Raw genomic sequence first — 21,320 nt, forward strand, 5'->3', positions numbered from 1 at the left:
TTCCCTCAAATGGCTGCTCAAGTTAAGGCTTGTACTGCAGAGGTTTGCCATTCCCGAAGCGAGACGGAGCCCTTAATAAAACTCAAGAGGATCCCTAGGATCTGAGCAATTTCTGAGATAAAGTACTCCCTGTCATCGATAAAGAGTTGGTCACCCTCGAGTTTTGCAAATCGCCAGTTGGTTCCTGAGGTTACTGCTCCATAGACACTGTCTACTTGAGAATTGGAGTTCTTGTTAAAGACCTGTGCCCCCACCATACCGGCAACGCACTGGCCCAGACCCCCGATCAAGTCTTCTTTTTTGGCCTCAACGATAATCACCACCGGATCTTGAATGTAGAGTTGGAGAGGGGATAGGCAAATGATGTAGTCGCATAGGCCCACCAACCCCCTCTCGGGATCCACGTTGAATTCCTTGCCGGAAAACAGCGAGATTTGATCCCGACATAGGTACTTCACCTCTCCCAGCACAGGGGCGATGATAAACTCGGAGCGGGCTTTTTCGCTGTTGACCGAGGTGGCCAAGCCGAGATAGCGATCTAGGGTTATTTTCAAGTAATCGGAGCACTCAGTCGGTGGAACCTCTGCAAACAGGCCATGGATGATTCTTGACCTGAGCTGAAAGGTCGAAATGGCTCTCTCAAGGGTAAAACTGCTGTAGGTCACGGTCTAGGATCCTCCTCCCTCTCGCTTGTACTTGAGGTAGCGGGCCCCATAGCCCAGGTAGCGCCGAATCAAGTCAATTTTGATCTCGTTGACTTTGGGGGATGCTCTTTCAATTCCGGCTTCCCTGGCGATGGCTATAGCCCTTTGATGAATCCAGTTGTCGATGTCTTTGATGATGGCTTCTGCCAAAGAGTCTTTGCCCCGCCCCCACTTGTCATCGCGCCCCACCTGGTAGCGCAAAAAGTTCTTGATCACCTCTGAGCTTTCGGTGGAAGCTGCCACGTGCAATAGGTTGCGATATTGGGCCTCTTCCAATCTGTTGAGACCTCTGAAGTTATCCAAGGCGGCTTGAATTCTGGCGACCAGATCATCTTCGGCCAGCCGGATTTGCCGTTGGATCTTGAGCTCTTGTTCCGATGTGATCTCGCTGGTGGCGAAGGTCATAGCGGGTTCTCCCAGAAATGATGATGGAACGGACTGCAAACTTCGATTTGGCCGAATCCTTCAGCAGTGCGTTCGCCAATCCCCCAGTATTCCATCTCCGCCAAAATCGGGATCCAACGCTCCAGTTGCGTGGTGCTCAGCAGAAAGACGCTGCCCTGCGTGGTTACCAATTCTACATCTTTGAACAGACCCCAGGCAGCGTTCCAGCCGGAGACATAGGCGTAGCTGCTGAAGGCCAGCTCCAAAGCCAGGGATCCATCTTCGCAGTTGGCCTCTTCCTGGAGCATCTGGGGGGTGAGCACGGTGGTGCGTTGCCAGCGCTCTTTGAGAATGGCCCCCGACTGCAGCCCAATGGAGAAATACTGCCGCTCCGGCGGAAGGGGCTGCCAGGGATCCCCGAACACCTGCCATTGTTGCCAGCGCTGCCGCAGCTTTTGGTTGAAGGCTTCCACCCGCTGGGCCAGGGAAGGCCGGGGAGCAGCCAGACGCCGAGCCGTGACGTTGACCCGGCCCAATCCCCGCGACACCCCTCCTCCCAAGCGCAGCAGGTGGGCGTGGGCGTTGAGGTAGCGGGTGAGGGTCTCGGCCAGCTCGGGATCCCGCAGGTAGATGTAGCCGCTGAAAAGGGAGCGCTCCAGATGCCCATTGGGGCGGGCTTTGCCCTCGTTCATCACCTCTAGGCTGTAGAGGATTTGGTCGGCAGCAGTGGCGCGGCGACGGTTGATCCCCACCCGCGTGAGCAGGCGTTTGGACACAGCAGCTCGTTCGTAGCGGGGCCCCAGGTCAGACTCCTGCTGGCTGTAGAACCCCCCGAAGGGCTCCACTCTTCCCCCGGAACCGTCCGGCTCTGTGGGATCGAACGGGATCCCCAGCCGCTGTGAGCAGAAGCGATCCAGGAGCGTGTCGAACACCCCCGTTTTGCCCGCCTCTGAGCGGAAGCCGGGATTGTTTTTCGAGCTGAAGGCCGTGGCCGGCAAGACCTTGCTGCCGGATCCCGGATAGGCGTGGGTAAACACAGCAGGCCGAGCTGCCGTAAACAGGGCGGCCAAATCTCCTTCCAGCGCCTCGGCAGGGCGATGTTGGGTTTGGCTGAGCATGAGGTCGGCCAGAGCACCGCGAATCACGCTGCCGGGAATGTAATCCTGGGCCTCGCTGATGGAGCCGCCCGGCTTTTGCCGACCGATGGCCAAGGGAGACTGAGCCGTTAGGGTGAGTTGAATGGCTTCCATCAGCTCCCTCCCTGGGCCAAGAAAGCCCAATCGGCTGCGGTGGGCTGGAGAGCCTGCAGGGATCCAGGATCCCAGTGCAGCCAGCCCAAACCTGCGGATTTGCTGCCCCCCAGCGCGATCAGGTGGTGCAGGGCCGCCAACAGGAGAGTTTTGCCCCAGGAAGGGCAATCGGGCAAAAGCTGCAGGGATCCGGAAAAAGTCAGCTCAGCCGCGGGAGAGGTCTCAATGAGGTAGAGCCGCTGATCCTCGGCGGTGCGGCGGCGGCGGTTGAGGGTGACCCCAGGGCGAAGGGTTGGTTCCAGAGCTGCTGGCGGCACCTCGCAGACGAGATCCTCCACCCACAGGCGGGCAGGCAGGGCCGGATTGCCGAATATCTGGCAGACCAGACAATGGGATCCGGCGTAGCCCTCCACCTGGTATTCGGGGCGGTGGAAATTTCCTGCGCTGCCCTCCCGCTGCGGACACATGCGCTCTGGGTCGGGAGAGCGGCAAATGGCCCAGCCCAGGCCACGGGCCAGTTTCTCGCACTCGTGGCGCAGCCGCCCCTTCAGTTGGGAGCCGGGAATGATCAGCCTGCCAAAGGCATCTTTGAGCAGGGGCTTATCCGCCAGGGAGCCGCTGGAGCCGCCGGCTCCCACCGCCAGGGCAGAGGCGAGGGTGGCCCTCAAAGGGATAGAGGTGATCGTTCGCCCCGCTTGGGGCAGCTCTGCCAGTCTCACCATCACTCCACCTCCGCCAGAACGGGCCGACCCTCGGCCTGGGGCTGTTTTTGCACAAAGGCGTACAAATCCACCAGATCCCGCCAGATGGTTTCATAGGTTGGCGTTGACGAGGATACCTGTGGCTCAACATACATCCAGGGGGGAAGGTGGCCGTCGTTGGTTTTGGCCTTGCACCAGGTGCGCTCAAAAGCCTCCATCAGCGGCTGCCCCTTTTTGCCCAGGCGGCTGCGGAAATAGAGATAGTTGAGGGTGGCGGTGCGTTTGCCTTTTTCCAAGAAGCTGCGAATCTGATAAAGCTGGGAGCGAGGAAAATTGGCCTCCTGCAGGGCTTGTACCGTTCTCAGCAACCCGTGGATTTCCGGGACGGTATAGGGGCCGGCGTAGAGCTTGAGGGTGTGGCTGTTCTGGCGGATCTCCAGAGCTTCCCGACGAAAATCCTGGATGCTGGAGGCAACCAGGGCGACCGACTTCAACGAGAGAAAGTCGATGGTGGCCACAGAGCAGTCCTTGTCTTTGGGCTTCAGCTTTTTCGCGTAGCTCTTGGCGGATTTCAACAGTTGTTCGGTGAGCTTTTCGGCGTAGTAAATGGGGGTGTCTTCCGAGGCGATCAGCACCCCCACCGAGGCGGAGAGCCGACAGAGCTTCCGATCTGCCGCCGGGTAGCGGTGAGGCACCTTGCCGGAAGATTGAGCTGCATAGGTTGCCGAGGTGTCCAGCAGGAGCTGCTCAAACTGCTCACAGAAGGTGGCGGCAATTTCCAGGGCTTTGTGGGCAGGCACCACCACCAACACATCGTCTCCGCCGATGGTCAGGATCTCGAAGGGGTGGATCCACTCGCCGTTGCGGTCTCTGCCGGTTTCCGGATCTGGGGATAGGCCGTGCAGCCGATGGGCCTGCAGGTGCTGGGCGAGGGCGTGGTAAACGGCTTTTTCCGTTGCCTCGGAAACATCCCGGCTAAATTGTCGGTAGGCTTCTGGGGTTTGGATCTGCTGCACATAGCCCCCCATGTCGTTGCCATCGGCGTAAAGGTAAGCCACAAAGCCCTGGCTGCCCAGGCTGGCGTTGGCCACTTCCCGTAGAGATTGGGCCTCGCCGATCCCCTGGACAGATCCCTGATGGGGCTGCAAATAGCGCTCCCGGTAGGGCTCGCCGGCGGGAGAGTTGAGAAAGCGGGCAAATCGCGTTACCCAGCTTTCCACAAAGCCGGGATCCCAGGTGGGGAACTTGCGGAACCACCCTTGCTTGCCTGTTTCAATGCGCTTGGCCTGGCGACCCACCAGGGCTTTGCGAGCGGTGGCTTCCGAGAGCCAGGGCTGATCGACCAGGTCGGCTTTGGCGATGGCAGGGCGACGGTCGATGCTGTCGCGGCGCAGGTAGGGATGGGTTTCAAAAAAGGCGGGATGGGCGCGGCTGGGGCGACCGGGATCCGGATTGCCGTTGCGGCGGTGGTTGAAGCGGGCGGCCAGGTAACCCACCAACTCGTTGAAACTTTTGCGGTCTTGAAATCTGGCTTCGCTGCCATCCCCAAAATAGGCTCTCACCAGGGGATGGGTTTTGTGTTGCGCCAGCCAATCCAGCCAGGGGGTGCGTTCGATGGGATCCCGCAACAGGCCGTAGCGCAGTTCCAGCAGCCGAAAGGCGGATCCCACGGCGCAGGCGTTAGCGGTGAGGGTTTCTTCGGTGTAGCGCCGCTCGATGGCCTCACAGAGATCGTCCACATGGGCCGCCGGGCAAAAGGCCAGGAGATTGCCCCCGGTGGAGTAGATGATGAGCTCCGGGATCAGGGCTTGCGCCAAAGCCGGGTAGTGCTGCTGCAGCCAAGGCCGGATCTGCTCGGCCACATAGGCCCTCAGCTCTGCTTGAGACTCTTTCCCCAAACCTTCCCATCCCAGGTAGGTTTGCTCGGGATCCCCGAAAAAGGCGGGCAGATCCACCAGGTTAATGCGATCCAACAAAGCGGAGGCCCCGCGGATTTCCGGCAGCTTGGCCGACTCGAAGACATAGCTCTTGATCTTGGTGGCCCCCCCGTAAACCAAGCCGATGCGGGTTGTCTGCTGCCACAGCTCCGGGTAGCGGGATTGCAGCTCCGCCGGGGTTCTGGGAAAGGTCTTCGCCGCCATGCTCTCCTGAAATTGGCGCACCTGAGCCAAAATGGGCCGTAGCTCTTCTGGGATCCCGGCCTCGTTGTCGGCGCGAACGGCGGCCCGCATCTGCTGCAAGGTCTCCAGGGCAAACTGGGGATCCCGCTGTTCTCCCCACGCCAGGCACCAGGCCAAGGCAACAGGAACGGGAGAGGGAGCAGAAGTAGGGGTCATGAGCAGCACCTGCGAAATGCGAAAAAGGAAGACAAGTCTTGGACAGGGCTTCCATCGGCTGCGACGGACAGATCCCTAAAGGCTGGGGGCAATTGGCCTCGATTTTTAATCCTTCGCGGAAGACCAGAGCCCTTCAAAAAAGGGTTTGCCGGTTGGGTGGGTAACCAATCGAATCAAGCCGAGAGATGCCATTGAGGTTACCGATTGTTTCAGCCATATCCGATAAACGCTCTCGCCTCATGGTTTTCAGTCCTCTAGCTTGCTAGCAGTATAGATCGAGTGCGATGGGTTGCAGACGATTTCAAGGCTTTCTTCAGATTGTGAGATTTTTTCTGCCTGTACAACGGGCAATTCGAGAGTAAACCCAATAAGAAGGGATCCCTTCTAAAATTTTCTCAATGGAAAGTTGGGTTTTGTGTTGATTGTTGCTGTGGACTGGGAATGGGCTGTGCCTATGCTGAGTTTCTCAGAGCCATCTGCTGATAGAGAAGCGAACGGCAAGTGGCCGACGGGATCCGAGTTGGTGGGGATCACCTTGGAAGTTCAGGCTCCTCGGTCTTACCTGCTGGATCCCCACTATGCCAAAGGGCTGCACGCCTGGTTCTTGAGCCAGGTGCAAGAGACAGACCCGCAGCTATCGGCCTATTTGCACGATGGAGAATCGGAGAAACCTTTTACCCTCTCCCGGCTGATGGGGCCGTTCCGCGAGCAGGGGGGGCGACCGCTGATCCCGCCTCATCTCCCCTTCCGCTGGTGGATCACCGGCCTCAACCCGCCGGTGGTGGAGTGGCTGCGAGGGTGGTGCCAACGGCTGCCCACCTGGCTGGAATTGCGGGGATCCCCGCTGCAGATCCTGGGATGGCAGATCTCGATCCCCCCGCGCACCTATCGTCAACTGTTGGAGCAGCCTCTTTCCCCCCGCTCCTGGAGCCTTTCCTTCGTCTCGCCCACCAGCTTTCGCCACCGGGGCCACCATCTGCCGCTGCCGATCCCTCGCAACCTGTTCCACAGCTATCTGCGCCGTTGGAACGATTTTTCCGGTCTGCCCATCGAGGCGGAGCCTTTTCTGGATTGGGTGGATGGGGAAGTGATCATCCAGCGGCACCGTCTGGAATCGGTCAAAACCACCGCAGGTCGCCAGGGATCCGTGACGGGATTCATCGGCTGTGTGCAGTTGGCTGTCTCCTCCCGTGCGCCTGAGCTGTTGCAGCAGCAGCTCCAAGCCCTGATCCACCTTGCCCCCTACTGCGGCACCGGCCACAAAACCCCCTTTGGGCTAGGGCAAACCCGCCTGGGTTGGTTGGCCGAAGAGCTACCCGCCTCCCCTGTCCCTTCCCGGGAAGAGCAGGTGGCCCAGCGGATCGAGGAGCTGAGCGCCCTCTTTCTCAGCCAGCGGCAACGACAAGGGGGATCCCGCGCCGAAAAAACTGCCCAACTGTGGGCGACGATCCTGGCCCGCCGCGAAGGTGGAGAGAGCTTACAACAGATCGCCGCTGATTTGGAGATGCCCTACGAGACGGTGAAGACCTATGCCAAGCTGGCCCGCCGCTCTCTCCAGTCTGGATCCCAGGACTACTCGTCGAGCAGTCTTCCCTAGATGACTTGAGGTACTTTGTTGAGCCTCTTGCAGGGAGAAGGTAGAGATCAACCTCACTTCTCTTTGCTCATTACTCGCTTCTCTCTAGTTTCCGTCCCCTTGCGGGGAAAAGGTAGGGATCAACAGTGGCCTCGGGCCCAGAGTCGTTTGCCCAGATCTACCGTTTCCGTCCCCTTGCGGGGAAAAGGTAGGGATCAACCGATGACTACACTGTTGTTTCTGATGACTACACCCAGTTTCCGTCCCCTTGCGGGGAAAAGGTAGGGATCAACACCCCGAATCAATAAGTCGAATACTACACGAGCGCATAGCCGTTTCCGTCCCCTTGCGGGGAAAAGGTAGGGATCAACACCTTCCTCACCGGATTAGGAACGGGGGATAAGGCCTTGTTTCCGTCCCCTTGCGGGGAAAAGGTAGGGATCAACCGTCAAGCAAGTGAGTGCTTCCATATCTTAAAGGAAGAGGTTTCCGTCCCCTTGCGGGGAAAAGGTAGGGATCAACAGGGAGGAGGATAGTAAAATGCGAATCAAGTTATTGGGCCCTGTTTCCGTCCCCTTGCGGGGAAAAGGTAGGGATCAACTCGCAACATTGCAAAGTTGTTAGCAGAAAAGAGTCGGTTGGAGTTTCCGTCCCCTTGCGGGGAAAAGGTAGGGATCAACACTTAGTGTCCTTTCGTAGGGGAGCAGGTAAGAAGGTTTCCGTCCCCTTGCGGGGAAAAGGTAGGGATCAACTACCTGGACGCCCTCCGATTTATTCGGGGACGTTTGGTAACTAGTTTCCGTCCCCTTGCGGGGAAAAGGTAGGGATCAACGTGATGAAGTTTCCGAGGTGGACAACACCTGGGGATTCAACGTTTCCGTCCCCTTGCGGGGAAAAGGTAGGGATCAACATCGGAAAGGAGCTGAGTTCTTTGAAGCTGTGGTGCGACGCCGGGTTTCCGTCCCCTTGCGGGGAAAAGGTAGGGATCAACGCCTGGCACAGCCTTCTGGAGGCTTGCTTAGAGGTAAAGTTTCCGTCCCCTTGCGGGGAAAAGGTAGGGATCAACGTCAGCTTTGGCCCGCAGATCCAAGAAGTGCATAAGGGTTTCCGTCCCCTTGCGGGGAAAAGGTAGGGATCAACACTTTCGGCGGCAAGGTAGTGACTTTGGAACATCCTCGTTTCCGTCCCCTTGCGGGGAAAAGGTAGGGATCAACACAGGAATATCAGATAACAATTGGCAGAATATAAATTTTAGTTTCCGTCCCCTTGCGGGGAAAAGGTAGGGATCAACTAGCACTAATGGGCTACTCGTATATCTTCCCTGGTCGTGGGCTTGTTTCCGTCCCCTTGCGGGGAAAAGGTAGGGATCAACTACGGTGATTGAATACCTATACGTTCCGTACTTCCCGAAGGTTTCCGTCCCCTTGCGGGGAAAAGGTAGGGATCAACCACGAGACAGGTGGGCTGCGCTGGCTGGAAGAGATCTGGTTTCCGTCCCCTTGCGGGGAAAAGGTAGGGATCAACCCACCGACTGACAGTCGAGTGCTGTCCAAGGGGTTGGGGAGGTTTCCGTCCCCTTGCGGGGAAAAGGTAGGGATCAACGTCGAGGAGAGCAACGGTAGCGAGGTTATCGAGTATGTGGTTTCCGTCCCCTTGCGGGGAAAAGGTAGGGATCAACGAAGTACATTCCGAGCTGGTGTACAATGGGCAGTACCGTTTCCGTCCCCTTGCGGGGAAAAGGTAGGGATCAACTTCCTTAGATGAGGAGGAAATCTTCGAGGGGCTGCCGTGCGTTTCCGTCCCCTTGCGGGGAAAAGGTAGGGATCAACAGTCTTCAGTATACGTGGAACCTGGTACATATTCCAAGATGGGTTGTTTCCGTCCCCTTGCGGGGAAAAGGTAGGGATCAACTTAGAGGCTGAGGCAGATCTGCCTCTGGAATCTCTCACGTGTTTCCGTCCCCTTGCGGGGAAAAGGTAGGGATCAACTGCCCAGATTGGGCGGTGGCCTGTGAACTTCCACCTGATGTTTCCGTCCCCTTGCGGGGAAAAGGTAGGGATCAACGAGAATTAAAAACATTCTCTCTACGGGCGTTTATTTGGCTTGTTTCCGTCCCCTTGCGGGGAAAAGGTAGGGATCAACGCCCGTGGCACTGGGGCCCTGCAGGGACAGCTGCAGCCCTGGTTTCCGTCCCCTTGCGGGGAAAAGGTAGGGATCAACATCAGCCTCTGGTCGATTTAGCAGATACTTAATCCGCGTTTCCGTCCCCTTGCGGGGAAAAGGTAGGGATCAACCTTCAGAATTTGTTCCTTCGTGTAACGCATAACGTCCTCCCTTGTTTCCGTCCCCTTGCGGGGAAAAGGTAGGGATCAACCCTACCCTCGGAAAAGCCTGAATTCATGAGGTTTTCAAGGTGCGTTCGCGAGGGAGTACGGAGATTCCTCGACACAGATATTAACATTGTCCTCGCGGCCAAGCGCAAGCGGGGAAATTGAGCTTGCTACGGCCATTATGTCACGTTTTTGGGCCAATCGGGGCAAAAGATCTAAAGTTTCCCTTAAAATCTTGTGCCGGCAGAGTCAGGCTGGTGATGGCTCGCCCCGACAGATCGCGCACAAAACTTTACAATTTCGGCCCGGTGGAGAGCCTCAGAAGATCAGGTAGTCCGGCGGCTCATAGGGGGGAGGCCCCCCGAAGACTTTGGCCTGCTTCTTGGCCGCGGCATCCAAAGGGTAGGCCCGCAGACTGTCTTCCTTGAGATTCAGCAGGGGCAACCACGACTGTTCCAGCTTGTTTTCCAACTCTGCAGTGTCCAGTGGGCATTCGAACACGGAGTATTGCACCCGCTGGCAACACTGTTCCAACTGCTTGGCCAACTGTTGTCGCCGCTTATCGTCCACCACGTCGTAGCAAACCAACCACAGCATCAGCGCAGCTCTATGGGCTCATAGTCTAGGTCACCGCTCACCAGGCAACGGCTCAGCCGGCGGGCTTGCTCCAGCACAATTTGACTGAGGGGCAGGCGGCGAGATTGGGGAGGATAGAGCAATGGCTCGCGGAAGCGGCGTTCCAGCTCTCCCAAAAACAGTTTTTTGGCCAGGGATCCCAGCCATATGCCTGTCCCATCCGGCGACGGCTCAAAGTCTTCCGGCGTGAGCAGGCCAGCCTTGACAAGCTGGAGCACAGCCCAATCCACCACCAAGGGTCGAAACTCCTCCATCATGTCCAGCACCAGGTTGGGGCGGTAGGGCAAGTTGGCGTGGAAAAAGCCGAGATAGGGATCCAACCCGGCCATCACCACTGCCGAGAACACGCGGGCCAGCAGCACCCCGTAGCCCCAACTGAGCAGAGCGTTGATCGGGTCGAGCGGCGGCTGTCGGTTGCGGCCAGTGAAGTTCCACTCAGGCGGAAAGCAATGTTGCAGGGATTGGTAGTAGGTGCGGGCGCAAATGCCCTCCAGGCCCATCAGCGCTTCTCGATCCGGAGGAGTGGTGGAGCGATCCAACTGTTGCAGGTAGGCGGCGATAACATCAATACCCTCCTGTAAGGGGGCAATTTGGCCGCGGGTAGCCCGGTTGTGCAGTTGTAGAATTGCCCGTTGGTTGCGAATCTTGCCGCGCACAATCACCTTGGCCCACCTCAGCCCCCAGGGGGAGTAGGCCCGCTGATACTGGGCCAGACGGATCTCAGAGTTGGTGGAGAAGGATCCCTGCAGGCGACCGCGAAAACCGCCATCCGCACGCAAAAAAATGGTTTCGATGCCTCGATCCAGCAGTTGGGCCAAAGCTGCGCTGGTCAATTGGATCCCGGGCAACACCACCACCAGCTCCACCTCCGCAAGGCGGCAAAGCTGCTCTTGACCACGGCGGCGAATGAGCAGGGTTTGGTTTTGGCAGTGAACCACAGTCCCCGGCTCGGTTAGGTAGAGGGTGGTCATGGGCAGGAAGGTCAAGAAAGCTTCAGGTCGGGGCGATAAAACTGCAGCTCTGCCTGGGCTTCCCGAGCCATCTGTTCCCGGTAGGCCAGTGGCGCGATCACCTCGCCGTTGGGCCGCCAGTCGCGCAAACGCATGGTGAAATTGGTATCTCCCACCCGCACCCAGGCCCGAAAATAGCGGTCGCTGGCCGGCCTTTGCCGGAGAATGTTCAAAATCTGTTGGCGTTCCTGCACATCCGCCACTGCCTGCTGCACCAAAGCCGGGATCCGCTCGTAGGCAATGGGCTGGAAGGTGGGATGTCGCACTGTGCTTTCCACATAGCGACGGGCAAACTCCGGGGAAAATCGGAGAATCAACAAAGCCTTGGGCAAGTAAAAATCGGATCCCCAGGCTTCTTCCCATGCTGCTTGGACTTCCTCTGGGCTGGGCAGCTTCCTCTGCCGTTTGCGGGTTGCCAGCTCTGGCGGAATGGAAGGAGCGTCCCAGGGAATCACCGCCAGGCGCTCAGACTGGATCCGATCTAAGCGGAAATTGTGCCAGCCCAGGGATCCCTCGGGGGTGGGGAGCTGGCCAAAGGCTGCCAGATACTTGGCGCGGCGGGCATAAAACAGGCAGACCGGATAGGTGAGAATACGCCGGATCCCATGTTGGCGGGTGGCGTAGTCAAAACCGATCACCCCTGCTTCTGGGTTGGCCCAAAGGGCTTCTAGCTGGCTTTGATATTCATCCACCCGTTCTTGCTGTTCGTCTGAGAGGATGTACTCAAACCACACAAACAGCCGCCGCTGGGAGTGCTGATGATTTTCCCAGATTTCATCCAGCAAAACCTGCACATCTGGATGTACAAAGGCCACATCGCTGAGGATGTGATAGATCTGTTCCAGTTGATGGCCCGATAAGGTCAAAGCCGATGAAGATACGGGCAGTTGGGGACGATCCCCCGGCGCACGGCAGCGAAAATTATCTCTCCGCCTAGAGTTGGCCTGAATTTGTTGCAGCCAACCCCGGGCAGCCAGGTAATCCAGCTCTTTGCGCAGTGTGCGATGGGTCTTGTGAAAGGGTTGAGCAGATAGCAGCGCTTCCAGATCCGGAACTTCTGCTTTTAAGGCGGCCAATAGGTTGGGATCCTTCAGCCAAAACCTCAAGGGTTTCCAGCAAATGCAGTCAACATCAGGACAGGGTGAAGGGATCCCTTTTGCCAGATCCTGCTTGGGATGCCACGGCGAGAGCAAGCGATCCCGAATGTGGGTATAGCCAAACGTTTCCGGCAGATCCCGCCATCCCTCCTCGCCATACAAGCAATCGAGCAACACCCACAGGCGCACGGCCCGCTCCAGGCGCTCGGCCAACTGACCGCCCGCTAACCAACGCAACACTTCCACCGTCAAAGGCAGCTCAAATCCGCTCATCCGACAGTTCCCTCGGTTCTTAGGTCAACCAGTTGATGGCACTCCAGGCCAGGGGTTTTCTTGGAGCAAGGCGCAAGTGAGAGCCTGACCACTCTGACATGAGTTGGAACCTTCCACTTCCAATCTCTTCCATACTGAAGTCAACCTGTCTCGTCAAATCTGCCCATGGCTGCTGTGGCACTGCATTTGCTTTCCGGCTGTCTGGCCGAGGACCCTCGAAGATCCCATTCTTCGGAACTGTCTTTTCAGGTCATCGAAATTGAGCTGACCCGACCGGATCGCCTGGTTTTCCCAGAGGATCTGGCTCAGCTTCGGCTGCCTGCAGGGATCGATGCCCGGCTGGGTGTGGTTCTGACGGGGCGGGCCCCCATTTGGCTGTATGGCTGGCTGGTGCATGAGTGCCACTTTACCCGTTGGGTGGCCTGTTATGACCCACGCTTGGGCGCGGTGGTGGTCTCCAGCCATACCCCCGAAGTGCGGGTGGGCCAGGTCATCCCCTGGGTGCAGGGAAGGCCGGGTTCAGAATTGGCAGCGGCGGTGATGGTGGTGGGCCCCCCCGACAGTGGCAAAAGCCGTCTTGCCCGCGCCCTCTTCGAAGCTCTGCTGCCGGAGCATCCCGATATTTATCTGCAACGGGCCCATTGGGATGGGGAAGGCAATTGGACTCTGGACTTACCCCTAGAACAGGCCGAAGCCCTCAAGCAGCGGTACCGGGGCCGTTCAACCCCTGAGTTTTTTGGCTTCCATGCCCAGGCCATTCTGGCTTTGCGTCGGCAAAAGAGCTTGGTGATTGTGGATGTGGGCGGCAAGGTGGATCCGCAAAAGCAGCCGATCCTGGAAGCCTGCTCCCACTACCTGGTGGTCAGCCGGGATCCCGAGGCTATCCCTCTCTGGCACGAGTTTTGTCGAGACCGGGGCAATTTGCGCTGTGTGGCCATCCTGCACACCTCGCCCGGCCCTCCTCAAGTGCTCAAAGACTCACCTGAGTTGGAAATTCGCTGGGATCCCAACTCTCCTCCCCCCGCGGAGCTGCTTCGGGCGGTGCGCCGCTTGATTGCCTAGGGGTGCGGATTCAGAATTGGATGGGCGGGCGAGCCTTTTCGGAAACGGCGAGATTGAGAACCGGGAGATTGAGAACTGGGAAAAGAAAAAGGAGAGGGTACTGATGCTGGGAGCCATTGCCGGGGATGTTATCGGCTCTGTCCATGAGCACTCGGGCACCAAAACGGAGAACTTTCCGCTGTTCGTCGAGGCCAGCCAATTTACCGATGACACGGTTCTGACGGTCGCTGTGGCCGAGCGGCTGCTGCGGGGCGGTAGCTACGTCGATTGGTACCATGAGTACTTCCACGCCTACCCAGAGGCTGGGTACGGGAGCAGCTTCATCCACTGGGCCGAGCATCGCTGCCGTGAGCCGTACTACAGTTGGGGCAACGGAGCCGCCATGCGGGTTAGCCCCATTGGCATCGCCTGCAACACGCTGGAAGAAGTGCTGGCCCAGGCGCGGGCCAGTGCCGAGGTAACCCACAACCACCCGGAGGGCATCCGCGGCGCTCAGGCTACGGCAGCCGCCGTGTTTCTCGCCCGGTCAGGGTACACCAAGGCCGACATCAAGACGTACATCGAGCAAGAGTTCGGATACTGCCTATCCGAGCGGCTGGACGATATCCGGGAGCACTACTGCTTCGATGTCTCCTGTCAGGGCTCGGTGCCCCAGTCGATCATCGCGTTCCTAGAGGCAGACGGTTTTGAAGACGCGGTGCGCAACGCCATCTCCCTTGGTGGAGACGCAGACACCATGGCCTGCATTGCCGGGGGCATTGCGGAGGCGTTTTTCGGCGGCGTGCCGGACGAGATCGCATCCCAGACGCTGGCCGTTTTGGACGAGCGGTTGCGCAATGTTGTGGGCGAGTTCCAAGAGAGGTTTGCGGATCGCCTGCCCAAGCGCTGCCCCTGACGGCCAAGGGGTTCCGGCTGCCCGGTCACCCTCTCGCTCCGCCAACTGCTCTAGGTTTGATTTATCGGCTCATCGGCAAGCCGCCTCTGGGTTGGCTTCATGGCCGTAGAGATAGCTGAGAACCGAGTTGCGCAGGCGGTAGTACTGCGGATCTTCAAGAATCCGCTCGCGATCCCGAGGGCGCGGGAAGGGGATGGTCACGATCTGCCCGATGGTGGCTGCAGGGCCATTGGTCATCAGCACCAGGCGGTCGGCCAAAAACAGCGCCTCATCAATGTCGTGGGTAATCATCAAAACCGTGCAGCGATGTTCATCCCAAATGCGCAACAGCTCCTCTTGAAGCTCCTCTTTGGTAATGGCATCCAAGGCCCCGAAGGGTTCATCCAAAATCAGCACTTCTGGACGGATGGCCAACGCACGAGCAATGGCTACCCGCTGTTTCATCCCTCCCGAAATTTGCGAGGGATATTTCTGAGCGGCTTCCCCCAGCCCCACCAAATCCAAATGTTCTTCCACAATTCGATGCTTTTCCGACTGGCTCTTTTGGGGAAATACCGACCGAACGGCCAAATAGACGTTTTCATAAACTGTGAGCCAGGGCAACAGGGCATACCCTTGAAACACCACCATGCGCTCCGGGCCAGGAGCTGTAATCGGCTGCCCTTTCAGCTTTACCGAGCCGCTGGTGGGCCGGGCAAAGCCGGAAACCATATTCAGCAGGGTGGTTTTGCCACAGCCGGAATGCCCAACCAGGCAGACAAACTCTCCCTCGTTCACGCTGAGATTAATATCTCGCAAGACGGGATAATCCCCCTTGGGAGTTGAGTAGGTCTTGCTGACGTTCTCAAGGCTTAGGTAGGGTTCTGCGGCTACGTTCACCGGGGTAGAGGTTGTCAAGAGGGCAGTCATCGGGGGGTGCTCCAATTCATCATTTTCTCACAACAGGGAATGTGCTTTTGCAAGGGTGCCCAAGTGGGTATCTAGAGCAACACAGGACGACGATCCAAAGCAACCTCGGCTACATAAATATCGTGCTTAATCGCCAAGCTGTTGAGGTAGGCCAGGGGATCCTCGCCATTAAAAGGGATCCCGTCGAACAACTGAATGGGCTGCCGCTGGTAAGACACATCCAGCCCCAGCTCGCGGGCTGCCGTACTGAATACCCCCACCTGACACACCCGCTCCACGATCTCCACCCAGTTGCGAGGGAAGGGCAGATCCCCCCAGCGGGCCATTTGGCTCATCATCCACAGATGCTCGGTGCGGCTGGGACGGTTGCCGGCGCCCAGAAAGAAGCGGTGGTGGGCATATTCCCGCATCGGCCTGTCCAAGTCACAGATTAGGCGCTGGGGATCCCCCAGATGAATGTAGGAGGGGTCGGTGCTCAGGTAGGCGCGGCGGCTGAGCAGCTCGCGAATCTCGTCGTGATGGGCCGGATCTTCGCAGTAGCGACAGGCTTCCAACAGCGCTTTCACCAAGGCAATGTGGGTGTTGGGGTAGGCCCTGGCCCAATCTTCTCGCACCCCCAACACTTTGCCGGGATGGCCCAGCCAAATCTCCAGATCTGTAGCCACCGTAAAGCCACTGCCCTCCAGGGCTGCCCGCAAATTCCAGGGCTCTCCCACACAGTAGCCATCGATGTTGCCGGCTGTTAGGTTGGCCACCATCTGAGCCGGGGGCAGCGTTTTCAGCACCACGTCATGATCCGGGTGGATCCCACCGGCTGCCAGCCAGTAGCGCAACAGCAAATTGTGCATAGAGCTGGGATGCACCACTCCAAAGGTGAGCCGACGGCTGGGACTATCCAGGATGTAAGCCTTCAACTGGCTGAGGGTGTGGATCCCTTGCTCGTAGAACCGCTTATGCAAGGTGATGGCATTGCCGTTGCGGGTCAAGGTGAGGGCCGTAACCACCGGCTGAGGCGGGTTATCCCCTCCGCCCAAAGACATCCACACCGGCATACCGGCGGGCATTTGGGCCGCATCCAGATAACCTCCCTGAATGCCGTCTTGGATCCCTCGCCAACTGGTTTCCCGCACCAAATTCACTTCTTCCAAGCCGTGTTTGGCAAAAAACCCTTTTTCTTTGGCCACAGCCAACGGAGCGCAGGCAGTGAGGGGCACAAAGCCGATCTCCAAGTTGATCTTTTCCAAGCCATGCCTGGCCACCACAGTGCTGCGGCGAGCACGCCATTGCTTAATCCGTTTTTGTTGGTTCAAAAAGTAGATGATCTCGCTGCGGTAGCTGTAGTAGCTGGGATGGTTGACCACCTCCAGCCGACGGCGGGGCCGAGGAATATCAATGGTCAAAATGTTCCCAATTCGGGATCCCGGCCCGTTGGTGAGCATAACCACACGATCTGACAGAAGAACCGCTTCGTCCACATCGTGGGTGACCATGAGGGTGGTCATCTGATGTTCTTCGCAGATGCGCATTAACTGCTCTTGCAAGTTCCCGCGCGTGAGCGCGTCCAAAGCGCCAAACGGCTCATCCAGCAGCAACACTTTGGGCCGCAAAGCCAGGGCACGGGCAATGGCCACCCGCTGCTTCATACCCCCGGACAATTGGGCTGGGGGCTTATCTGCTGCGTGGCGCAAGCCCACCAGATCGATGTGCTCTTCCACGATCTGCTGACGCTCGGCTGGAGAATGCTTTTTAAGAACGGCATTCACCGCTAGCGCAATGTTTTGCCGAACCGTTAGCCAAGGCAAAAGCGAGTAATGCTGAAACACCACCATGCGATCGGGGCCGGGAGCCGTAATGGTATGTCCATCCAAAGCTACGATCCCCCCCGTAGGCAAAGACAGCCCCGCCACCATGTTCAATAGGGTGGATTTGCCACAGCCGGAGTGGCCGATTAAGGAGACAAACTCCCCTCGATGGATTTGCAGATCGATCCCTTTCAGAGCAAGGTATTCCTGCCCTCCGGGCAGAGGAAAAGATTTTTCCACCTGCTCTACACTGACCAATACAGACACAGAAAGCCTCCCAACCTATCACTCATCTAGCCTTAAGCCAACCAAGCACTGACAACACATCATTGGTTGGCTATCTTGTTTTGCAAAACAGACATCAGGCGATCCAAAAGCAATCCCACCGCTCCGATGTAGATGACGGCAACGATGATCTCCGTAACGTAGTTCTGCTGGTAGGCATCCCAGATGAAAAAGCCGATCCCCGGCACACCCGACATCACAATCTCTGCGGCAATAATGGCCAGCCAAGACAGGCCGATGCCGATGCGCAGACCTGTGAACATGTAGGGCAGGGCTGAGGGCAGCAACACCTTAAAAAAGAAGTCCACTTTGGAGAGCTTGAGCACTTTGGAGACGTTGATGTAGTCTTCCGGGATCTGTCTCACCCCCACAGCCGTGTTGATGAGAATGGGCCAAATTGAGGTAATAAAAATAACGAACAGGGCAGCCGGCTCATTGCGTTGCAAAGCAGCCAAAGATATGGGCACCCAAGCCAAGGGAGCTACCATGCGCAAAAATTGGAAAATGGGATCCAAAGCTCGGTTGATCCACACACTGCTTCCCACCAAAATGCCCAACGTGATGCCCACCAAAGCGGCACTGCAATAGCCGATGGCCACCCTTTGTAGGCTGGCCAAGGTTTGGCGCAGCAGCCCTTGGTCGAGGTCGCTGTTGCGATACAAAGGATGCAGGATCAGATATCGGCTGCGCTCGTCCATCCACACATCCCAGGGCCCCGGCAGCCGAATAAGGTTGGCACTGGCCAAGAGCTGCCAGATGAGCAGGAATCCAACAATACCCACCACAGGGGGGAGAATCTGATCTCGGTACTTCGCCAAATCGAGCTTCGCTGCCGAAGACTTTGCCGGAGAAGAAAGTGTCGTCGTCATAGCTCCTAGAGGAGGATAGGGTTTTACAAGGTTCTCTGTTGTCGCGCTCTCAGAACATTCCAGCCGCAGGGTTCTACAACGTGTTGGAAACAGAGCATGAACTGGGATTGGCCTTGCCTTTTCCTTGGAGGGGCAAACACAGGGATTGCAAACTCAACAAAACTCTCACGACAATTAGAAAGCTCAGCGCCTCCACGGCTATCGAGAGAATGAGCTTGTCCCAGCGGGGCTGGGCCGGCCTCTCAAAAGGAGGATCCCTGAAGAGTTCGCGCGGAACGTGAAGTAGAGCCAACATAGCCGATCCTCAACATAGCATTCAAAGTTATTCAAAAAGTGCGAGGCTCATAGCATCCATCAACTTTTCATCATTTGGGCAGAAAGCTCGGCACAGCTTTTTTCGACCTCGTGGGATCCCGCAGGTAGGCAGGATCCCTGTTGTGCAAGAGATGCGTCTGTGTTGGCCGGGGTTGATATTAGACCCTTTTGATTTTCAGGCTGTTCAGGTAAGCCTGCGGATCCTGTGGGTCAAACACCACACCGTCAAAGAAACGCTCTGTTCCCCGCGAGGTGTTGTTGGGGATGTTCTTCACCCCCAGTGCCTGGGCGGCCTCACGCCAGAGATCTTCACGGTTCACTTCATCCACCAGACGACGGGCGGTATCCAGATCGGTCAGGAAGCGAGCGTGAAAGCCCCAACGCAGGGATTCCGTCAGGAACCAAAGGTCATGGCTCTTGTAGGGATAAGAGACGCTGCCCCGACCATCTTCCCAGTACAAGGGCCCGGCGTTGAAATCCTGGACAGCCGACTTGCCGTCTCCCAGTTCGTACTTGCCCTGAAAAGGAGGCGTGAGAATTTCAACCGGCACATTTAGGTAGGCACGGCCTGAGAGAATGCGGGCCAATTCTTCTCGGTTGGCCGGATCGTCGCACCATTGCTGCGCTTCCATCACCGCCATCAAAGTGGCTTGTGTGGCCCTGGGGTTTTGCTCTACCCAATCGGCGCGAATGGCCAAGTATTCTTCGGGGTGAAAGGGCCAAATCTGTTGGGTAAGGGCCGCGATGAACCCAATTCCATCCGCCACAATTCGGTAGGGCCAGGGATCCCCAGTGCTGAAAGCGTCCATGGTGCCATTGCGCATCCCCTGCACCGTCTCGGCAGAGGGCACCGTCAGGAGGTCAATGTCTTGATCCGGATCCACTCCCCCGGCGGCAAGCCAGTAGCGGATCCAAAAATCTTGATTGGCGTTGGGGAAGGTATAGGCAGCTTTGAACTTGCGCCCGTTGCTGGCGCTGAAATTTTTGATGTAATCCGCGGCTCCCGAGATATCCAGCCCCAAACCCTTGCCAACATGCATTCCAGCAATGGCAATTCCGTTGCCTTGGGTGATCAACTGACACAGAACTGCCATGCGCACCGGCTGATTGTTGGTGATGGCGCCAATGTGGATCATGTGAGGCATCGGCATCTGCCACATGCCGCCGTCAATGCCCCCACCTGCTGAGCCGATGACCACGTTGTCACGGGCTGCCGGCCAACTGGCCTGCTTTAACACCTCTACACCGGTCATGCCGTGCTTGTCGAAAAAGCCCTTCTCCTTGGCGATGATCAGGGGGGCAGACTCCACAATCGGTATAAAGCCTAACCTGAGATTGGGGGTTTCTGGGCCGCTGGCCTGGGCAACCCAGTAGCCTGTGCTGGCCCGTGCTAAGCTGCCACTCACGAGCCCACCCACTGTGGCCGCACCCGCAGACAGCAAAAAGTTACGACGTGATGTCATGCTCACCTCATCGAAAGAGTATCTAAAGGCAAGAAGGAAGCTTTCCAGTTCAAGTCGCCTGACCCATGGATTTCCTTGGTGAAATCTCAAGAAATCCTTAAGCCTCAGCTCGGTTGATATCCTAAGAGCAAATGAACATAGAAACAATACAATTGTTGTTTTGGTAATCATAAACTTCCATCTATCATTGTTGCGATGGCTTAGGTCTCAATGGCGCTTCCTTCGACGACGGCTTGCTCTGGGCAAAACAGCTCAACAGATTGGGGATCCCTGCCCCATGCCGGCTACCACTGGGATGGCTGCACAGAGCGGTTTTTTGAGGGTTGGTATAGCCGGGTAACGTTGCCCGGGGATCCGCCCATCAGCTTTGCCTTCATGTACGCCATCGATCCCAAGCGCGGGGGCATGGCGCAGGTGTTGGGGCCGGAGGAGGAGTTGCATTGGCGCACCTTCCCCAATCCCCGCCGCTTTTGGGCCAGCTCAACCCATCTGGCCTTGGGGCACTCAGGGATCCCAGGCCCCGGCTGTCGCGGCCTTCAGGATCCCTTCACCTTCTTCCAGCGCACCGCCAGCGGCTACCAATACACCGCCCACCTCAACCAGGGGATTTTGCCGGATCCCTTGGTCTCTGAGCCTATTCGCTGGCTCTACCGCATTCAACCTCGTTTTGCCTATGGGATCCCACCCCGAGCCACCATGGGAGCCTGGTCTTATCTGCCCATCTTTGAGCCGGGCTGGCAGATCCTCATGAGCCATGGCTTGGCCACCGGCTGGGTGGAGTGGAGAGGCAGGCGCTATGCATTTCAGCAGGCTCCCGCCTACGCCGAAAAAAATTGGGGCCAAAGCTTTCCTCGCCGCTGGTTTTGGATCCAGTGCAACGCCTTTCCCCAACATCCCGGCCTTAGCCTCACCTGTGCCGGAGCTGAGCGGCAGGTGCTCACCCGCCCCGAAGAAGTGGCCCTGATCAGCTTGCATGGGTGGGGATCCCAGCCCTTTTTGGAATGGCGGCCTGGGCAAGCTCATCTGACTTGGCAAGTGGATCCCTGGGGATCCTGGCGAATCTGGGGAGAAAGTGCCCTCTGGTGTATTCAGCTAGAAGGGCACACGCGGCGGCCTGGCCAAACTGTATTCGCCCCTGGCCCAGAAGGGATGCAGCGCAACTGTCGGGATACCCTGGCAGGACATCTGCACCTGCAGCTTTGGCAGCGCAACGGCCAAGTCTGGACGCCGGTGATCAAGGCCACCAGCCCCCAAGCCGGCCTGGAAGTGGGGGGAGAAGTCCGGCAACCTTGGCAAGGGCAATGTTAACGCTGGCGGATATCTACACCCCCGTTGGACTTTCCAAAAAACGCTCTTGTGCTAGAATGCCTAAGCCACATTGATAGATGTCCATCTCTGTCTCTGGATAGTACTGGATAGTATC

Annotated in this window: 16 protein-coding genes and 1 CRISPR repeat array; of the genes, 4 read left to right on the forward strand and 12 right to left on the reverse strand. The window is 57.8% G+C overall.

From position 1 onward, the window contains the following. Nucleotides 1-17 precede the first annotated feature (17 nt). The 5 genes from NW816_RS00170 to cas10 are packed head-to-tail and all read right to left on the reverse strand — an operon-like array spanning nucleotide 18 to nucleotide 5,375. Nucleotides 18-665, reverse strand: coding sequence for a hypothetical protein (locus NW816_RS00170; protein ID WP_414329367.1), 648 nt, complete (start codon nucleotides 663-665; stop codon nucleotides 18-20). Between the two features lie 3 nt (nucleotides 666-668). Continuing rightward, nucleotides 669-1,109 carry a hypothetical protein gene (locus NW816_RS00175; RefSeq protein ID WP_414344023.1) on the reverse strand — a complete coding sequence of 147 codons (441 nt, stop codon included), beginning with the start codon at nucleotides 1,107-1,109 and terminating at the stop codon, nucleotides 669-671. Next, complete coding sequence (csx10, locus tag NW816_RS00180; RefSeq protein ID WP_414344022.1) at nucleotides 1,106-2,338, reverse strand: CRISPR-associated RAMP protein Csx10; 1,233 nt, start codon at nucleotides 2,336-2,338, stop codon at nucleotides 1,106-1,108. The genes NW816_RS00175 and csx10 overlap by 4 nt, the downstream gene beginning before the upstream one ends. Next, entirely contained in the window at nucleotides 2,338-3,060 is a 723-nt protein-coding gene (locus tag NW816_RS00185; RefSeq protein ID WP_011432243.1) for an RAMP superfamily CRISPR-associated protein, read from the reverse strand. Before NW816_RS00185 ends, csx10 begins: the two co-directional genes overlap by 1 nt. Further along, complete coding sequence (gene cas10 / locus NW816_RS00190; protein WP_414407824.1) at nucleotides 3,060-5,375, reverse strand: type III-B CRISPR-associated protein Cas10/Cmr2; 2,316 nt, start codon at nucleotides 5,373-5,375, stop codon at nucleotides 3,060-3,062. The genes NW816_RS00185 and cas10 overlap by 1 nt, the downstream gene beginning before the upstream one ends. A gap of 415 nt (nucleotides 5,376-5,790) precedes the next feature. Between cas10 and cas6 the strand changes: the two genes are divergently transcribed. Beyond that, nucleotides 5,791-6,972: a CRISPR-associated endoribonuclease Cas6 gene (cas6, locus tag NW816_RS00195; RefSeq protein WP_011432245.1), complete on the forward strand. Its 1,182-nt coding sequence runs from the start codon at nucleotides 5,791-5,793 to the stop codon at nucleotides 6,970-6,972. An 87-nt stretch (nucleotides 6,973-7,059) separates the two neighbouring features. Beyond that, nucleotides 7,060-9,325: direct repeats of the CRISPR family, unit length 37 nt; unit sequence GTTTCCGTCCCCTTGCGGGGAAAAGGTAGGGATCAAC. 274 nt (nucleotides 9,326-9,599) lie between these two features. Here the strand turns inward: cas6 and cas2 are convergent. The 3 genes from cas2 to NW816_RS00210 are packed head-to-tail and all read right to left on the reverse strand — an operon-like array spanning nucleotide 9,600 to nucleotide 12,297. Further along, on the reverse strand, nucleotides 9,600-9,878 hold the full coding sequence (cas2, locus tag NW816_RS00200) for a CRISPR-associated endonuclease Cas2 (RefSeq protein WP_414331218.1): 279 nt from the start codon (nucleotides 9,876-9,878) through the stop codon (nucleotides 9,600-9,602). Further along, nucleotides 9,878-10,903: a CRISPR-associated endonuclease Cas1 gene (cas1, locus tag NW816_RS00205; RefSeq protein WP_414344134.1), complete on the reverse strand. Its 1,026-nt coding sequence runs from the start codon at nucleotides 10,901-10,903 to the stop codon at nucleotides 9,878-9,880. Before cas1 ends, cas2 begins: the two co-directional genes overlap by 1 nt. Then, on the reverse strand, nucleotides 10,900-12,297 hold the full coding sequence (locus NW816_RS00210) for a TIGR03985 family CRISPR-associated protein (RefSeq protein ID WP_414407825.1): 1,398 nt from the start codon (nucleotides 12,295-12,297) through the stop codon (nucleotides 10,900-10,902). Before NW816_RS00210 ends, cas1 begins: the two co-directional genes overlap by 4 nt. Before the next feature lie 165 nt (nucleotides 12,298-12,462). Between NW816_RS00210 and crn3 the strand changes: the two genes are divergently transcribed. After that, nucleotides 12,463-13,359, forward strand: a complete 897-nt coding sequence (gene crn3, locus NW816_RS00215) for a CRISPR-associated ring nuclease Crn3/Csx3 (RefSeq protein WP_414407826.1) — start codon at nucleotides 12,463-12,465, stop codon at nucleotides 13,357-13,359. 103 nt (nucleotides 13,360-13,462) lie between these two features. After that, nucleotides 13,463-14,254, forward strand: coding sequence for an ADP-ribosylglycohydrolase family protein (locus NW816_RS00220; RefSeq protein ID WP_414407827.1), 792 nt, complete (start codon nucleotides 13,463-13,465; stop codon nucleotides 14,252-14,254). 69 nt (nucleotides 14,255-14,323) lie between these two features. On the opposite strand, the gene NW816_RS00225 is transcribed toward NW816_RS00220, so the two are convergent. The 4 genes from NW816_RS00225 to NW816_RS00240 form a co-directional block, all read right to left on the reverse strand. Next, a complete protein-coding gene (locus tag NW816_RS00225; RefSeq protein WP_414407828.1) occupies nucleotides 14,324-15,163 on the reverse strand; it encodes an ABC transporter ATP-binding protein in 840 nt (279 codons plus the stop codon). Between the two features lie 71 nt (nucleotides 15,164-15,234). Beyond that, a complete protein-coding gene (locus NW816_RS00230; protein ID WP_414407829.1) occupies nucleotides 15,235-17,232 on the reverse strand; it encodes a nitrate ABC transporter ATP-binding protein in 1,998 nt (665 codons plus the stop codon). 59 nt (nucleotides 17,233-17,291) lie between these two features. Next, on the reverse strand, nucleotides 17,292-18,119 hold the full coding sequence (gene ntrB / locus NW816_RS00235; protein WP_414407830.1) for a nitrate ABC transporter permease: 828 nt from the start codon (nucleotides 18,117-18,119) through the stop codon (nucleotides 17,292-17,294). Nucleotides 18,120-18,592: 473 nt separating this feature from the next. Continuing rightward, complete coding sequence (locus NW816_RS00240) at nucleotides 18,593-19,897, reverse strand: CmpA/NrtA family ABC transporter substrate-binding protein (protein ID WP_414407831.1); 1,305 nt, start codon at nucleotides 19,895-19,897, stop codon at nucleotides 18,593-18,595. A gap of 210 nt (nucleotides 19,898-20,107) precedes the next feature. Here NW816_RS00240 and NW816_RS00245 point away from each other — a divergent pair, with 210 nt between their 5' ends. Next, complete coding sequence (locus NW816_RS00245; protein ID WP_414407832.1) at nucleotides 20,108-21,205, forward strand: tocopherol cyclase family protein; 1,098 nt, start codon at nucleotides 20,108-20,110, stop codon at nucleotides 21,203-21,205. Nucleotides 21,206-21,320 lie beyond the last annotated feature (115 nt).

This window comes from Synechococcus sp. W55.1, assembly GCF_047461655.1.
Classification (GTDB): Bacteria; Cyanobacteriota; Cyanobacteriia; order Thermostichales; family Thermostichaceae; genus Thermostichus.

Bases quoted from the DNA above. Each gene is read 5' to 3' on its own strand.
- NW816_RS00225 (WP_414407828.1), bottom strand. From the start codon at position 15,163: ATGACTGCCCTCTTGACAACCTCTACCCCGGTGAACGTAGCCGCAGAA.
- NW816_RS00210 (WP_414407825.1), bottom strand. From the start codon at position 12,297: ATGAGCGGATTTGAGCTGCCTTTGACGGTGGAAGTGTTGCGTTGGTTA.
- NW816_RS00185 (WP_011432243.1), bottom strand. From the start codon at position 3,060: ATGGTGAGACTGGCAGAGCTGCCCCAAGCGGGGCGAACGATCACCTCT.
- NW816_RS00245 (WP_414407832.1), top strand. From the start codon at position 20,108: ATGGCGCTTCCTTCGACGACGGCTTGCTCTGGGCAAAACAGCTCAACA.
- cas2 (WP_414331218.1), bottom strand. From the start codon at position 9,878: ATGCTGTGGTTGGTTTGCTACGACGTGGTGGACGATAAGCGGCGACAA.
- crn3 (WP_414407826.1), top strand. From the start codon at position 12,463: ATGGCTGCTGTGGCACTGCATTTGCTTTCCGGCTGTCTGGCCGAGGAC.
- csx10 (WP_414344022.1), bottom strand. From the start codon at position 2,338: ATGGAAGCCATTCAACTCACCCTAACGGCTCAGTCTCCCTTGGCCATC.
- NW816_RS00240 (WP_414407831.1), bottom strand. From the start codon at position 19,897: ATGACATCACGTCGTAACTTTTTGCTGTCTGCGGGTGCGGCCACAGTG.
- cas10 (WP_414407824.1), bottom strand. From the start codon at position 5,375: ATGACCCCTACTTCTGCTCCCTCTCCCGTTCCTGTTGCCTTGGCCTGG.
- NW816_RS00220 (WP_414407827.1), top strand. From the start codon at position 13,463: ATGCTGGGAGCCATTGCCGGGGATGTTATCGGCTCTGTCCATGAGCAC.
- NW816_RS00175 (WP_414344023.1), bottom strand. From the start codon at position 1,109: ATGACCTTCGCCACCAGCGAGATCACATCGGAACAAGAGCTCAAGATC.
- ntrB (WP_414407830.1), bottom strand. From the start codon at position 18,119: ATGACGACGACACTTTCTTCTCCGGCAAAGTCTTCGGCAGCGAAGCTC.